The organism is Sporosarcina sp. ACRSM (assembly GCF_022346545.1).
Lineage (GTDB): Bacteria > Bacillota > Bacilli > Bacillales_A > Planococcaceae > Sporosarcina.
This window is the reverse complement of sequence record NZ_JAKRNU010000004.1, coordinates 50,919-65,703: the sequence shown is the minus strand read 5'-3', so window position 1 is coordinate 65,703 and position 14,785 is coordinate 50,919. Positions and strand designations below refer to the sequence as shown.

Here is a 14,785-nt window from a genome sequence, read left to right as displayed (position 1 = left end):
GTGATGGCTCTATTGATCGGTTACTGCTGTGCGATTTGAATCAGGTTGCCACATGTATCGTCGAAGACTGCCAGTGTCATTTCGCCCATTGTAGTGGGCTCCATCGTAAACTTCACGCCGAGTTCCCGTAATCGTTTATACTCCGCTTGAATATCCGCCACGCCAAACATCGTTGCGGGGATGCCTTCGGAAAATATCTTCTGTTGATACTCCTTGGCGGCTGGGTGTTGATTCGGTTCAAGCAATAGCTCAGTACCTTCCGGATCATCCGGAGATACAAGCGTGATCCACCTGAATTCTCCCATAGGAACGTCATGCTTTTTAACGAAGCCTAACGTTTTCGAATAAAATCCCAATGCCTTGTCCTGATCGTCTACGAATAGACTCGTCACAATGATTTTCATACCGCTTTTCCTCCTCATCAAACTGGCGTTGCATCACAGGCTTCACCATTCAAACAAATTGTATGAGTGTTTTGGTCATTATAAAATCTATTTGTTCTTCATCCCCCATATAAAAAGAGTGCGCTCCCGTTTGAACAAACCCCATTTTCTCATAAAACGCAATGGCATTTTCATTTTTTTCCCACACGCCTAACCAAATTTTCTTCTTATTATTTTCCGCTGCAATTTCCAGCGCTTTATGGAGTAGATATTTGCCAAGCCCATGTTTTTGAAACGCGCTCTTTATATAAATTCTTTCAATTTCAAATGACTCATCCCCCATTTCTTCGGACTGCGCATCCTCCATATTAACCTTTAAGTAACCAGCCAATTCATTATTAACATAAACAAAAAAGAATTGCGAAGCAGTCGTTAATAATTCCTTTTCTAATTGTTTAAAGTCAAATGCCCTTTCCAAATACGCCTTCATATTTTCGGGTGAATTTTGATGCTTAAATGTCTCATCGAAAGTTTCATAACTAATTTTCTGAAGGTCTGGCAAATCTTCGAGAGTACACTTTTTTATCGTTGTCGTCATGTTATACGTCGCTCCTTTAGCCGGTCAATAATCTCGCTTGTTCCCCTTTTTCACGTGTTCCCAATCTTTTTCAACATTCTTTCTGACTCTTTGCAGCAGATGAAAAACGGTTTCGATTTCACTTTCAGAAAACCCTTCTAATGCCACGCTATTGGAATGATCATTTTCTCTCTTGATATAGGGATAAATATTTTCCCCTTTCTCTGTTGCAAAGAGTTTCTTAATTTTTTTATTGTGTTCATCCTCTCTCTTTTCAATCAACCCATTCCTTTCAAGTTTTTTAATCGCATGAGCTGTTGTTGTCCGATCTACTTTGATCAACTCAGCTAACTTTCCTTGAATGATGCCTGGGTTTTCACAAATTCGCACAAGGTATAAATACTGCCCTTTTGTCAGATCATATTCTTGAAATTCTATATTACTGATCGAATCCAATGCCCTCGCTATCATTCCAATTTCACGTAGAATTTCCTTCATAAGCGCATCTCCACCCATTTGTTATATTCACAAATACTTATTGATTATTATAAACCATTTTGTTGTATTTACAACAAAAATTAACCACAAAAATCTATGGAATTGGTCGTGTAAAACGGCTATTGAAGAGCAGCCCGAATCAATTCCACCCCTACACCCTCATCCTTTCCTATACAAAAAGCTTCCAGCCGATAGACAAGGGCTAGAAGCTTTTTTGTATTATATCGTAGATTGTTCATCTGGAAACAGTCATTCCAGTAACTCACTTGAACAAGTTGATGGTCGCGATAATGATTGGCGCGCTAAATACAACGTCAATCAGAAATGCACCGACAATTGGCACGACCAAGAACGCCGTGCGAGAAGGACCATACTTGCTCACCGTTGCTGACATGTTCGCCATTGCGTTCGGTGTTGCACCCAGCCCATGACCTAAGAATCCGGAGATCATGACAGCCGCATCGTAGTCCTTGCCAAGCATTCTGAACATCACAAAGATGGCATACAAGACGATGACGATCACTTGAATGAGTATAATGCCGATGAGCGGTAGAGCGAGATCTGCAACTTCCCACAGCTTGATGCTCATCAGTGCCATCGAGAGAAAGATTGCAAGCGAAATGTCACCGATTAAGTTGATTTCCTTCATGTTCACCGTGCCTTTTATAAATCGGTCGGCAAGATTCCGGACAATGACCGCCACGAACATCGCCCCGATATAGGACGGCAGGACGAAGCCGGTCACATTCGTAAACAAATCACCAAGATACGTTCCCACTGCCATGGAGAACGTGATGAGGGCGACCTGGATCATGAACGAACGCTCTTGAATCGGCTTCTCATCTTTCTCTACATACTCCTCTATTTCACCCGATGCCGGCTTTAAGTCGTGTTTCTTAATCAGATACCGCGCAACTGGGCCGCCCGTAAGGCTACCGCAAATTAGACCAAGTGTGGCAGCAGCCATGCCAATCGTCAAAGCTGAGGAAACGCCCAAGCCTTCAATCGTCTGTCCATATGCTGCAGCACCGCCATGTCCTCCGTTCATCGAAACTGCTCCGGCCATGACACCCAACAGTGGGTCAATTCCAAACAATTGAGCAAACGAAACGCCAATGACGTTCTGTAAGAACACCGTGACGCCACATAAAAGCAAGTAGATGACTAAGAGCTTCCCACCCAGTTTAATGAGCTTGAAGCTTGCCCCTAGGCCAACCGTCGTAAAGAAGGCGATCATGAACAGCGACTGCAAAGATGTATCCAATTTAATCTCGACAATCCCCGTCGTTTTCAACACGAGCGCTAAAATGGCAAATATCAAACCGCCGACGACAGGCGCCGGTATCAGGAACCGGTTAAGGAATCCGATCCGGTTTACCAATGCCATTCCCAGCAGATAGAGAGCTACTGCAAGAAACAAAGTTGTAATCTGGTTGAGTTCAATCATATATCTTCACCTTTCTAAAAAACCTTTACCACTTCATTAATGAAGTTCCCCTCAGACGAACCGTTCAACCTTTTTCATCAAGATCTTGGCTCACCTTAAAATAATAACGGTGCACAAGGAAACTATTCTCATACTCCAACAATAAATCCTAGTATTCACACGGTAAAAATTCGATATATCTTAGTAAACGCTTTCATGACTAGTAAACAATGTTATCTTTTCATTTTAAGGGAGACTTACTAAATCCGACAAAATCCGACATTTCCAGTTATATTAAAAAAAAAACTGTGAATTTCACTCTTTTGTTCAACTTGATTTGATAATTTACATAATACAAAAGACTAAACCACCTAAATCGTTATCTTATCAACGTTCTAGGTGGTCTTCATTACCTACAGATTGCATCTAAATAAGAGTGGAATTTCTACTTTTATTTTACAATGACTTCATTCGCTACCATTTCTTCACTTTCCAAGTTTACTGGATCAGGTTTAACAACGAACTGACTAATTAGAGTGGCAATCATGAAGAAAGCCATAATGACATATAACATCATGTCATACGATTGTGTCTTTTCTAGAATAAACGTGCTGAGCTGGTTGCCTGTCAGTCCTGCGAATGCCCAAGCAGACAAAGCTAACCCATGTACAGTCGAAATACTATTTAAACTGAAGCGGTCAGCCAATAATGGCGGTAAAGAAGAAAAACCTCCGCCGTACCCTGCATTGACGACACAAAGTAAAAGTATAATCAGGATCGCGCTGGAGTTATTAATTCCATCAAGCACAACGGTTAATAGAAGAGCTGTAATCGATGAGATGAAAATGATTTTATAGATGGAGTTACGGTCTTGTAATCGGTCGCCCCATGAAGAGAAAAGGATGCGGCCGCCGGCATTAAAAACAGCTGTCAACGAACTGACTAAACCAATCGCCCCAAACCCAATGAACGCTAAAATACCTTTTTCTTGGGATATTAAAGCCAATCCGCATGTAATATTAATATAAAACATCAGCCAAATGCCGATAAATGTTTTATTAGTTAACACCTTTCTATAACTGAAGCTCGTGCTTTGTACACTTTCTTCTTCATACCCGGCTGGCTTCTTTAATAACAAATGGCCAATCAACATCATCACCAAATAGATACCTGCTAACAGATAAAACATGGTATAGATATTTGTTGCGTTTACTAAATTTCCATCACTATTTCTTGCTCCAAGTAGGGATTCCATTAAGGGACTGGCAATTACCTTCGCTAAGCCAAAACCCGCAACAGCAAAGCCGGTTGCCAACCCTTTTTGCTTCCCAAACCAAAGCATCAATGTTTTAACCGGTGTTAAATAACCGATCCCCAATCCAATCCCCATCACAATCCCATAGGAAATATAAATACCGATCAATGACTTTTGATAAATAAAGAAGCCCGTTCCTGCCATCCCAACGACAAAAAATAAAGCCGCCAGCTGGGAGGACTTCTGAATATCTTTCTCAACAAATCTTCCGCCAAAAGCCGCAGACATACCAAGGACAAAAATAGCTAAACTAAATGCCCACTCCACTTCACCAATCGGTTTTCCGATGTAAGAGGCAATATCGTTCTTGAACAATGACCAACAATAAACTGTACCAATACTACAGTGAATGAATAACGCCGGAATAACAGCACGTATCCACTTATTCTCTAATTTCCTCACGTGATAACTCCTTTTTCATATTCGATCCAAGCAAAAAGGCGAATGTTATTATAAACAATTTATATATGGTTCGATTTTAAATCAAAAACAAACATAATTCCAGTTAATCATCTAAATAAATCATTCCATTTACGAAAATTAATGAAGTTATCCTATTTCATCTTTGCACATAAAAGCATAGGAATATTGAATGATAAATATATGATAAAGGCCAAAAACCCTCTCTTTGATTAACGAGAGGGTTTTTGACCTGTACTATTCGCATATAATCACTATCATGCAAAACTGAAAGTTGTTCACTAACTTACGATACCTAACGGCTATGTCCAATCTCACTTATTCCTTTTCCATATACTAAAAAAGGAGGTGAGAAAGTGAATAATGATATGTATAACTCTTCACGCAGGGATGAAACAAAATTAGGTCCAGCACATCAAGAGTGCATTGACCGTGCCTATCGTGTTCCTATATTTTTAAGTACGACAACGCATTTAAATGACAAGCAACGAAGGTTTCTCAACCGGCTCATTTTAGAAATTGAGAATGCATTGCTTTTTCCGCGTACATTGCCTTTAAGTGAAAGTTATCCCGAAGCTATTTTAACGGATATTCGTCGCTTAGTTTCTTCAAGCTATGGGATGTTGGCCGTAAACCTTCGCCGTTTTAAAGTTCAGACCGTTGAGCTTAATGAACAAACTACCCCGCCAACACCTTTACCAACAACTCCCGTCTGGCAAGGGTCCGTTTATTCACAAGTGGAACCTTCAATGGCTTATCAATTCGGCCTCCCCTTATTATTAGTAAGGGAAGAAGATACTGACGCAAATAATGGCATTTGGGCTGGCGGCATTGCTCCACTCAACCTCTTTATCGTTTGGCATTCCGATACGCAAACGGTCGATCAATTTTTTAAAACACCTGAATGGAGATCCGCCTTTGCCAATTGGTGTGCACAAGTAAGAAATGCTTTTTACATTCAGACCGAGCCTACTTTCAAGTATAGATGCGACTGATCATCAACCAACATTTTACTGATATGAGACCTGGCGCTAAGTATAGTGACAGGTCTCATATCAGCCATATAATATCGGCCTCATTTTTTAATCTGCTTGATCAGTTTTTTATTCCCTTTGTTCAAGATATTTTCATAATCTATATATTCATAAATATCATCTGTAATGTCGCCACTGAACTTTGCCAGTTCTTCAATCGTTAAATCCTCTATCGCCTTTCCTTCCTCTTCACAATAAATGATTAGCTTTCCAACGATTTCATGGGCATCCCTAAACGCCGTTCCTTTACTCACTAAATAGTCGGCGACTTCAGTGGCATTCAAGAATCCCGCTTTAATGGCCGCTTTCATATTTTCTTCTTTCACATGCAATGTTTCGATCATTTTCGACATGATTTCAAGACAATCGATCACAGTATCAATGGCATCGAAAAACTGTTCTTTGTCTTCTTGCATGTCTTTGTTATAAGTAAGCGGCAAACCTTTCAATGTCGTCAAAAAGGCAAAAAGAGAACCATATACTCTGCCCGTCTTCCCTCTGATCAGTTCAGCTGCATCCGGGTTCTTCTTTTGCGGCATGATGCTGCTACCTGTTGAGTATGCTTCATCCATTTCAATGAAACGGAACTCTTGGCTGCTCCAAAGAATAAGTTCCTCACTTAGCCGGCTCATATGCATCATCATAATTGAAAAGTTGGACATAAGCTCAAGTAAATAATCCCGATCACTGACTCCATCTAAATAGTTGTCGACTGATTTGGAAAATCCTAAAAGATCAGTTGTTATTTGGCGGTCGATGTTATGCGTAGTACCTGCCAATGCACCGCAGCCTAACGGATTTTCATCCAAAATAGTAATGGCATTTTGGACTCTCTTTTTATCTCGGCTGAACATTTGGACATACGCACCGAGATGATGGCTGAATGTGACAACTTGTGCCCGTTGCAAATGAGTATACCCAGGCATGATTACATTATTGTTCGTCGCTTTTTTATTCAACGAATCAATCAATTGCTGTAGAGAATTTACTACTTCTCCGGCTTTATTTTTTGCATACAGTCTCATATCTACTGCCACTTGATCGTTTCTACTTCTAGCCGTATGAAGTTTCTTGCCTGTGTCACCAATTCTTTTCGTTAAATTCATTTCCACAAAAGAATGGATATCTTCATATCCACCTTCCACTTTCAATTCGCCCGACTCGATATCATTCAGAATCGATTCAAGACCACTAATCAGCGTTTCTCCTTCAGCGTCTGTCAATAATCCACATTCCTGAAGCATTTTCACATGTGCAATACTTCCTGTAATATCTTCACGATAGAGTCTATTGTCCACCGGTAAAGATGTATTGAATTTCTCCATGATTTCATCTTCACGTTCAGTGAATCGGCCACCCCAAAGTTTCACTTATACTTCAACCCTTTCGTCATGCTTTTTTGAGTGTATTTTAGACAACAAGAAAATAGTTATAATGAGTATCCCTATTGTTAGGATTACAGTAAATGCGCTTCCTGTAATCCCTGCTATAACATACCCGATGAACGCAATAGTTGCGTTCAGGACTGCATATGGAAACTGTGTTTTCACGTGGTCAATATGATCAGCCCCGGCCCCTGTCGATGACAAGATTGTCGTATCGGAAATGGGTGAACTATGGTCACCGAATATACCGCCCGATAGAACTGCTCCTATGCAAACTAATAGATGAGCGTCCAGACCTACTGCCATAGGAATGGCAATCGGAAGCATGATTGCAAATGTTCCCCATGATGTTCCGGCTGCAAGCGCCATCCCAGAACCGACTAAGAATAAAATTGCAGGAACGATGAAGGCTGGTACATTTCCTTTCATGGCTTCCACGATAAATTCTGCCGTTCCCATTTCATTGATAACTTTTCCGAGTGACCATGCAAGAACAAGCGTCACTGCGACATACACCATTTTCTGCATCCCAGTCGTATAGATATCAATCACTTCGCCAAACTTTTTGACTTTGTAAAAAATCATTAAGATGAGAATCGTTAATGCGGCAAATAAATAGGCGGCGCTTAAAGAAACTCTAAAATCATTTCCAGGTACCGGTTCAAATGGGAACCCGAACGAAATTAATAAGCCGAATAAAGTAATAAACAATACCAATAATGGTAGCCAAATTAATATGGCTCTTCCATTAGTAGTGGTCTCCTCCTCACTTTCCAATTTTCTAAGAGGCTTTGATGAAGGCCAATATAACTGACCTGTCTGCTGTACTCTTCTTTCCGCCCGTGCCATCGGTCCAAAGTCAAGTTTTGTAAGAGCCACAAGTGGCACCATCGAAACCGCCAATATAGCATAGAACTGAAATGGAATAACTTGAATAAGCGTACTGAATTCAGACGTATGGATATTCAGCAATTCAAACTCATTTTTGATAAGTCCCATTATGTACACGCCCCATCCAATGAATGGAACTAAAACCGCAACAGGAGATGACGTTGAGTCAATAATCCACGCAAGTTTTTCCCTGGAAATTTTCGCCTTATCAAAAATCTTTTCAAAAATTGGCCCTACAATTAGTGGAGTTCCCAAATCGGAGAAAAAGATGATAATCCCACCAAACCACGCTGATATTTGTGCTTTAGCACGGGTATTAATACGTTTTATCGCATTCGTAGCAAGCGCTGCCCCTCCGCCCGATTTTTCCATAAGCGCTACAAATCCGCCAATAAAGAATAATAAAGCCAACACCGCAGCATTATAACCATCCGCTACTTGAGGAAATATGTAGTTCCCAATCACTTCCATTGTTGCTTCGAGGGGACGACCCCCTACAAGAATGAGGACTCCAATATAAACGCCCGAGAATAATGAGACAATCACATTTTTTGTAACAATCGCAAGAACAACTGCAATAATAGGCGGAATTAAAGATATCACACCCATATGATCCACAGAACCAACCTCCCTTTCAAAAATAATAAGCCATTTTATGACACAACTCTTTATATAAGGGTATATACATAATCTTTACCCTATAAATGATTGTACTTAACGCCTTTTCGATAGGCAAGAACTATTTAAACTTTTAGTTAACTTTATTTCCACAGCAATTTCATAACTGCTATTTTAATTATGAAGAGGATTAGTTAGATTGCCTTGATAGGATTACAACAATCCTATCAAGGCAATCTAACTCACAAAAAAAAGCTGTTAGAGAAACTCTCTATACAGCCTTACTTCATTTTATTTAATGGATTCGTTAATTTATAAACACGTCTTGGTCTTCCTCTTGTAGCGGACTCTTCCATACCTATCCATTCAGCCAACCCCACTTCACATAACCTTTCTATAAAGCGTCTTGTATTTCTTTCATCCTTGGATAGTTGACTGGATACATCTTTGACTGTAAAATCCTTTAATCCTGTATTCCTTGTGAAAGCAAAAATTTCAATATAAAATTTCATATTTATTTTCTCGTTTTTAAGTTTGGCAATAAAATTTTCATCATTAAAGTATGGAAAGTCGGCAACTTCTAAATGCTTGCTATTCACTTCCACAACTTCACCATTTTCTCGGGCAATAATGATAGAGCCAAATTTCTCTTTGGATTGCTTGAGTGCATGATTGGCATTGAATTCTGCAGAATAAATCGTTTCTCCAAATCCAATGCCTACTCCTACCTGCAATCCGGATTCCAAAACCAAATTGTTTACAGTCTCTTCAATGCTGTGTAGTTCCCGTTCACTGTCTCCACGCGAACTAAATATTAAATATCTTCCAAGCCCTTTTTCAATGAGTGAGCCATTCAAAGATTCACTTAAATTGATTAAAATCTCCTTAAATTTCAGCTCCAAATATTGCAATTGATACGTTTGCTTTGGACTTTTGAAGTGATCTTCCAAATGAGCCATTTCAAATAGTTGAACAGCAACTTGAGATCCCTTAAAGTAAAAAGTCTTTATCTTTTCAGACAGGATATTTAATGTATGACGAATTTCAATATCACTCGTCGAAATTCTAAATGCAGGGATCTCTGCTTCTTTAAGCTGTAAATACACTTCTTCGAAGCAAGTGATTGCTCCTTTCGTCTTGCCCATTCTCCATAATTGACTATGAAATTCAACTAACTCTTTGGTGGAAGTTTCTTCAGAAAAAGTCTTTACATACATATTTTCAGTTTTTATATTAAGTTGATACAAAGCGCTCTCCAAATGGCTTTTGGATATCTCGTCTATACTTAAATAATCTGTAAAAGAACCAATATCATGCGCAAACTCCAATAACCCTTTATAAATTCCAGCCTCGGTATGATCAATATAAATTTTATTTTCTTTATTCTCTACTGACCGACAAGCTATATTGTAGGCAATCCTTCCTGAGAAAATCCATAGGTCTACCTTGTTGTCATTGTGTTTCACAATCTTTTCTGTTTCTTTCACTACTTTATACGGATACGATAAAAAAATTACATCCAATTCAAATTCCCGTGCAATATATATAATTCTATCCACAGTCGACTGCGGCCCAATGATTCCTACTCTAAACACGGACAAACACCCCCTACCTTTGACCTTATTTTTTCATATGTAACTTTCTACAAATTTCTATTCCCTATTATACTAAATTGAATAGGGCATCTCCCAAAATCTTATAGAGTATAAAGTAGCTTTCATGTTCCCCTGATTTTCCATAGGAACTTGGTTATAATGAAAGTATAAAAAATAACAGGGTGATACTTATGGTTGGAATGGGATATCGGACAATTAAGACTGCAATCGGGGCAGGGTTGGCAATTTGGATTACGAGTTTATTTGACATGGAGTTTGGATCATTTGCAGCCATCATCGTCATTATGTGTATTGAGAAGACAAAGAAAAAGACCTTACTCTCCATCCAGAAGAAATTTTTCGCCTCTCTATTATCTTTACTACTTGGCTCCGTCTGTTTTGAGGTATTAGGCTATCATCCCATTATCTTAACGCTCTTCATCTTATTGCTTGTCCCAGCCCTTGTAAAATTACGTATTCAGGAAGGTCTTGTGACAAGTATCGTTGTCATTTTGCATATTTACGCAGTGAAGGAAGCCAACTTAGCAAACTTATTGAATGAACTCTATATCATTTTCATCGGAATCGGAATCGCCTTACTCGTAAATAGCATTATGCCGAGCTTTAAGAAGGAAATTGAAAAGTACAAAATAGAAATTGAACATAAATTCAGCGTTATCCTACATCAGTTCTCTACATTTTTAAAAGATAGTGAGCAACAGTGGGATGGAAAAGAATTAGTCGAAGTGGAAAATATCCTGAATCAGGCTAAAAATATTGCGATACAAGATGTAGAAAATCATCTGTTACGCAAGGAAAATAAAGATTATTATTATCTCGAAATGCGAGAAGATCAACTGAAAATCCTCAAACAGATGGCAGTCATCCTCAGCATCATTTCTTCGTCAGTGTTAGATGTCAAACAAAGAGGAATGCTCGCTACTATCTTTCTGGATATCAGTCAACATGTTGATTCAGGAGATACTACCATTGCATTGCAGCAATTAGAGGAATACGAAGAGTCCATACGGGAAACGGAATTACCGAAGACTAGAGAAGAATTTGAAATCAGAGCCAATCTCTATTATTTAAATTTCGAGATTAAGAACTACTTAATTATCAAGAAAAATATCTTTAATAGAATGACCACGACGGGGACAGAGTTCACGGCTTCCTAAGCCAAGGAACCTGTCCCCGTTTCTATTCATTCATCCGGCGTTGTAACTTTTACACCTTGTTCTGCAAACACTTTTTGAGCAGCTTTTAAGGCATTGAGAACACTCGGGAATCCTGTATACGGGATGAGATGCATGATGCAACCTACTATCTCTTCTGGTTTCAAACCAACACTAAGCCCCGTTTTGATATGCATCTCAATCTGCGGTTTTCCTTGGGCAACAAGGGCTGTAATGGTTGTAAGAACTTTTTGCTTGTTATCCAATCCCGGACGTGAATAAATGTCGCCGAAAGCAAATTCAACAACATATTTGCTTAAATCAGGCGCAATATCTTTAAATCCTTCTCCAATGTCCATGAAGCCAGTCGGATTTTCATCACTTGATGATGTAAGTTCCTTTATCTTCTCTAAACCTTGTTGATAACGATCTTTTGCCATTTTAAAATCCTCCTTGTTTTAACGTCCCCTTGCGTAGAATTGACGATGAAGTTGATATACTTGCTCCGCTAGTTCAGGAACAGGTCCATCTATTATGGTATCACGAATAACATATTGAATGGCTAGATTCCGAACGCGCGACGGAGCAACCCCCATTTCACTCAACCATTGTGCTAACTGTTGAGACGAACTTGCATAAACGATTCGGCCTAAACCAACCCAACCGTGAGCTGCAGCGCACATCGGGCAATGTTCGCCGGAGGTATATACGGTCGCCTTGCTTCTTTCTTCTGGTGCCATGTTAGTCGCTGCCCAGCGCGCTATCGCAAATTCAGGGTGTTGGGTATGATCGCCGCCTGCCACGTGGTTATGATCTTCAAAAAGCACCTCTCCATCGGCCGAAACCAGTACGGAACCAAATGGCTCATCACCTTTCTCCAGAGCAGTTTGTGCTAATTCAACACAACGTCGCAAGTGCTTCAAATCTGTATCATTTATCATATTTGCATCCTCCCCCATTTGTATTCAATTACGCCTTGGCGTAATTGCGTCCAGATTTTGAATTGAGCAAGGCTCAATTAACTCCTTTCAAAATCTGTGACATCCGCCGGAGGCTTAACTTGAATCAGCAAGGATTTTGAACCCCCTCTGATTGAAATTCATTCTGACATTCACCCCGCCACTTATGGAAGTCGGGGACTTCTGCTGAATCAAGTTAAAAGCCGAGACGCACGAGCACCTGTTTCATTCTTCAAGAACAATCGCCTCTTTAAACATCTTGCTTTGTAGATACGATAATTTTTTCGCCATCACTTCAGGAGAATCTTTGAAATCCTGCTGAATCCAATACATAAAGAAGCCAAGGGTTCCATATGTCATGAAATGGTTTAATGCAGGAATTTCAATTTCAGTTGTCTCACCTAGTCTTAGCTCGGTGCTAGATACTTGTACTAGGCATTCACAAAATTGATTTTGCGATCCTGGAACAACTTCTCCTTTTAAAATGAGGGAAAAAACGAATTGATTTTGATAGATAAATTCAAAAAGAGGGAGATGCCGGTGCTCATTAGCTGACGAAAAGCGCTCTAAATTTTGATAGCCTTTACGAAAGTAAGTGATTAAGTCATTTAAATAATCATCAAATATCGCAGCTAATAAAGCGTGTAAATCCCTATAATGCGAATAAAAGGTGACGCGGTTACATTGAGCATATTGCGCTACCTCCGTAATGGAGAGCTCGTTTAACTCCTTTTCTTTCAACAATTCCAATAACGCATGCTTTAATTTTTTTTGTGTCCTCATGGTCCGTCGATCTTCGTTTTTTGTCATAGGTAATGGTTATCCCCCCTTTATTAAAAAATAGACATATTAATTATGACATCAATCTTTTTATTGGACAACTCCTGTATTATCTGTTAATTTACATATGTAGTTTATTTTATTATACAACCATAGTTTTTCTAGGAGGAATAAAACATGGCTCGTTTAGACGGTAAAATTGCAATTATCACTGGTGCTGCTCAAGGGATGGGCGCATCACATGCACGGAAATTTATCGAAGAGGGCGCGAAAGTCGTTTTAACAGACTTAAATGATGAAAAAGGAAATGCCCTTGCAGCAGAACTTGGTGAAAACGCTTTGTTCGTCAAACACAATGTCACAAGTGCTGATGATTGGACAACGGTCGTAGCCGAAACAGAAAAAACCTTTGGTCCAGTAAATGTTTTAGTCAACAACGCTGGGATTACTATGGCAAAATCAATATTAGAGGTAACAGAAGAAGAATACCGCCGTATCGTCGAGATTAATCAAGTTTCCGTATTTTTAGGTATGAAGTCCGTTATCCCATCCATGCAAAAAGCCGGCGGTGGTTCCATCGTCAATATTTCATCAATGAATGGAATTGTTGCTGGTGCCATCGGTTATACAGATACAAAATTCGCCGTTCGTGGTATGACAAAAGCAGCTGCAATCGAAGGCGCTCATTACGGAATTCGTGTAAACTCTATTCACCCGGGAGTTATCGCAACCCCAATGGTTGTTCAAGAAGATACAAAAGCGGCAGTAGAAGAATTCTCTAAACATATTCCTTTAAAACGTGTTGCACAACCAGAAGAAGTTTCAAGCTTAGTGGTTTACTTAGCCTCAGACGATTCAAGCTATTCAACAGGAGCTGAATTCATTGTTGATGGCGGCTTAACAGCTATGTAATGCAAGCATCACTTAGGAGGATGTTTAGAATGGGTAAATTACAAGATAAAGTAGTTATTATTACTGGTGGTGCTGGTGGTATCGGCAGTGGGATGGCGAAAGCGATGGTAAAAGAAGGCGCAATCGTAACTATCGTAGACCTAAATGAAGGAACCGGTAAAGAAATGCAAAAGGAATTGCAAGCCTTTTCTCCACAATCAATGTTCCTTCAGGCTGATTTAATGGATCGAGAAAATCTTGGCCAAATTATTAAAACAGTTGTTGATAAATACGGTAAATTAGATGTTTTAGTAAATAATGCTCATGCTTCTAAACAAATAACAATAGAAGAAACAACACAAGCAGATTTAGATCTATCATTTGGTACTGGATTTTATCCGACATTTTATTTAATGCAAGCTGCTCTGCCATACTTGAAGGAATCCAAAGGAAATATCATTAACTTTGCATCTGGTGCGGGTCTTGAGGGACATGAAACACAAGCAGCTTATGCAGCTGCTAAAGAAGCGATTCGTGGGGTATCACGTGTAGCAGCAAACGAATGGGGCAGATTCGGTATTAATGTAAACATAATCAGTCCACTCGCTAACTCTCTAGGTGTACAGGCATGGGCTAAAGCACAGCCTGAATACTACGAAAGCGTTAAAAGTAAAATTCCAATGGGCCGTTTTGGTGATGTAGAAAATGATATCGGGCGTGTTGCCGTATTCTTAGCTTCTGAGGATTCTCAATATATTACTGGTCAAACAATCATGGTTGACGGCGGTTCAATAATGCTTCACTAATATTGAACGTACAAAAGGCTTCTCATAAGCCC

15 protein-coding genes are annotated in these 14,785 nt (G+C 39.5%); 4 read left to right on the top strand and 11 right to left on the bottom strand.

What is annotated here, in order from left to right:
- Positions 1-20 precede the first annotated feature (20 nt).
- The 5 genes from MHZ95_RS07665 to MHZ95_RS07645 form a co-directional block, all read right to left on the bottom strand.
- Positions 21-404: a VOC family protein gene (locus MHZ95_RS07665; protein WP_239390034.1), complete on the bottom strand. Its 384-nt coding sequence runs from the start codon at positions 402-404 to the stop codon at positions 21-23.
- A gap of 49 nt (positions 405-453) precedes the next feature.
- Positions 454-981: a spermidine/spermine N(1)-acetyltransferase gene (gene paiA, locus MHZ95_RS07660; protein ID WP_239390033.1), complete on the bottom strand. Its 528-nt coding sequence runs from the start codon at positions 979-981 to the stop codon at positions 454-456.
- Positions 982-1,005: 24 nt separating this feature from the next.
- Entirely contained in the window at positions 1,006-1,458 is a 453-nt protein-coding gene (locus MHZ95_RS07655) for a MarR family winged helix-turn-helix transcriptional regulator (RefSeq protein WP_239390032.1), read from the bottom strand.
- 262 nt (positions 1,459-1,720) lie between these two features.
- Positions 1,721-2,905, bottom strand: a complete 1,185-nt coding sequence (gltS, locus tag MHZ95_RS07650; RefSeq protein ID WP_239390031.1) for a sodium/glutamate symporter — start codon at positions 2,903-2,905, stop codon at positions 1,721-1,723.
- 430 nt (positions 2,906-3,335) lie between these two features.
- On the bottom strand, positions 3,336-4,601 hold the full coding sequence (locus tag MHZ95_RS07645; protein ID WP_239390030.1) for an OFA family MFS transporter: 1,266 nt from the start codon (positions 4,599-4,601) through the stop codon (positions 3,336-3,338).
- A gap of 386 nt (positions 4,602-4,987) precedes the next feature.
- Between MHZ95_RS07645 and MHZ95_RS07640 the strand changes: the two genes are divergently transcribed.
- Positions 4,988-5,614, top strand: coding sequence for a hypothetical protein (locus MHZ95_RS07640; RefSeq protein WP_255726676.1), 627 nt, complete (start codon positions 4,988-4,990; stop codon positions 5,612-5,614).
- 80 nt (positions 5,615-5,694) lie between these two features.
- On the opposite strand, the gene argH is transcribed toward MHZ95_RS07640, so the two are convergent.
- From argH to MHZ95_RS07625, 3 genes are all read right to left on the bottom strand, one after another.
- Positions 5,695-7,023 (bottom strand): argininosuccinate lyase, encoded by a 1,329-nt coding sequence (gene argH / locus MHZ95_RS07635; RefSeq protein WP_239390028.1) that lies wholly within the window; start codon positions 7,021-7,023, stop codon positions 5,695-5,697.
- Positions 7,024-8,538 (bottom strand): Na+/H+ antiporter NhaC family protein, encoded by a 1,515-nt coding sequence (locus MHZ95_RS07630; protein ID WP_239390279.1) that lies wholly within the window; start codon positions 8,536-8,538, stop codon positions 7,024-7,026. It lies immediately after the preceding gene.
- 290 nt (positions 8,539-8,828) lie between these two features.
- Positions 8,829-10,142 (bottom strand): helix-turn-helix domain-containing protein, encoded by a 1,314-nt coding sequence (locus MHZ95_RS07625; RefSeq protein ID WP_239390027.1) that lies wholly within the window; start codon positions 10,140-10,142, stop codon positions 8,829-8,831.
- A 191-nt stretch (positions 10,143-10,333) separates the two neighbouring features.
- Between MHZ95_RS07625 and MHZ95_RS07620 the strand changes: the two genes are divergently transcribed.
- Positions 10,334-11,320: an aromatic acid exporter family protein gene (locus MHZ95_RS07620; RefSeq protein WP_239390026.1), complete on the top strand. Its 987-nt coding sequence runs from the start codon at positions 10,334-10,336 to the stop codon at positions 11,318-11,320.
- A gap of 26 nt (positions 11,321-11,346) precedes the next feature.
- Here MHZ95_RS07620 and MHZ95_RS07615 read toward each other — a convergent pair whose 3' ends face one another.
- From MHZ95_RS07615 to MHZ95_RS07605, 3 genes are all read right to left on the bottom strand, one after another.
- Complete coding sequence (locus MHZ95_RS07615; protein WP_239390025.1) at positions 11,347-11,757, bottom strand: carboxymuconolactone decarboxylase family protein; 411 nt, start codon at positions 11,755-11,757, stop codon at positions 11,347-11,349.
- An 18-nt stretch (positions 11,758-11,775) separates the two neighbouring features.
- Positions 11,776-12,258, bottom strand: a complete 483-nt coding sequence (locus tag MHZ95_RS07610; protein ID WP_239390024.1) for a nucleoside deaminase — start codon at positions 12,256-12,258, stop codon at positions 11,776-11,778.
- A gap of 243 nt (positions 12,259-12,501) precedes the next feature.
- Positions 12,502-13,086 (bottom strand): TetR/AcrR family transcriptional regulator, encoded by a 585-nt coding sequence (locus MHZ95_RS07605; protein ID WP_239390023.1) that lies wholly within the window; start codon positions 13,084-13,086, stop codon positions 12,502-12,504.
- 147 nt (positions 13,087-13,233) lie between these two features.
- On the opposite strand from MHZ95_RS07605, the gene MHZ95_RS07600 reads away from it, so the two are divergent.
- Positions 13,234-13,968 (top strand): glucose 1-dehydrogenase, encoded by a 735-nt coding sequence (locus MHZ95_RS07600; RefSeq protein WP_239390022.1) that lies wholly within the window; start codon positions 13,234-13,236, stop codon positions 13,966-13,968.
- Positions 13,969-13,997: 29 nt separating this feature from the next.
- Entirely contained in the window at positions 13,998-14,753 is a 756-nt protein-coding gene (locus tag MHZ95_RS07595) for an SDR family NAD(P)-dependent oxidoreductase (protein ID WP_239390021.1), read from the top strand.
- Positions 14,754-14,785 lie beyond the last annotated feature (32 nt).

Coding starts and splice junctions, on each gene's coding strand:
- MHZ95_RS07665 (WP_239390034.1), bottom strand. CDS start 404: ATGAAAATCATTGTGACGAGTCTATTCGTAGACGATCAGGACAAGGCA.
- MHZ95_RS07610 (WP_239390024.1), bottom strand. CDS start 12,258: ATGATAAATGATACAGATTTGAAGCACTTGCGACGTTGTGTTGAATTA.
- MHZ95_RS07630 (WP_239390279.1), bottom strand. CDS start 8,538: ATGGGTGTGATATCTTTAATTCCGCCTATTATTGCAGTTGTTCTTGCG.
- MHZ95_RS07595 (WP_239390021.1), top strand. CDS start 13,998: ATGGGTAAATTACAAGATAAAGTAGTTATTATTACTGGTGGTGCTGGT.
- MHZ95_RS07600 (WP_239390022.1), top strand. CDS start 13,234: ATGGCTCGTTTAGACGGTAAAATTGCAATTATCACTGGTGCTGCTCAA.
- MHZ95_RS07640 (WP_255726676.1), top strand. CDS start 4,988: ATGTATAACTCTTCACGCAGGGATGAAACAAAATTAGGTCCAGCACAT.
- paiA (WP_239390033.1), bottom strand. CDS start 981: ATGACGACAACGATAAAAAAGTGTACTCTCGAAGATTTGCCAGACCTT.
- MHZ95_RS07655 (WP_239390032.1), bottom strand. CDS start 1,458: ATGAAGGAAATTCTACGTGAAATTGGAATGATAGCGAGGGCATTGGAT.
- MHZ95_RS07615 (WP_239390025.1), bottom strand. CDS start 11,757: ATGGCAAAAGATCGTTATCAACAAGGTTTAGAGAAGATAAAGGAACTT.
- MHZ95_RS07620 (WP_239390026.1), top strand. CDS start 10,334: ATGGTTGGAATGGGATATCGGACAATTAAGACTGCAATCGGGGCAGGG.
- gltS (WP_239390031.1), bottom strand. CDS start 2,905: ATGATTGAACTCAACCAGATTACAACTTTGTTTCTTGCAGTAGCTCTC.
- MHZ95_RS07605 (WP_239390023.1), bottom strand. CDS start 13,086: ATGACAAAAAACGAAGATCGACGGACCATGAGGACACAAAAAAAATTA.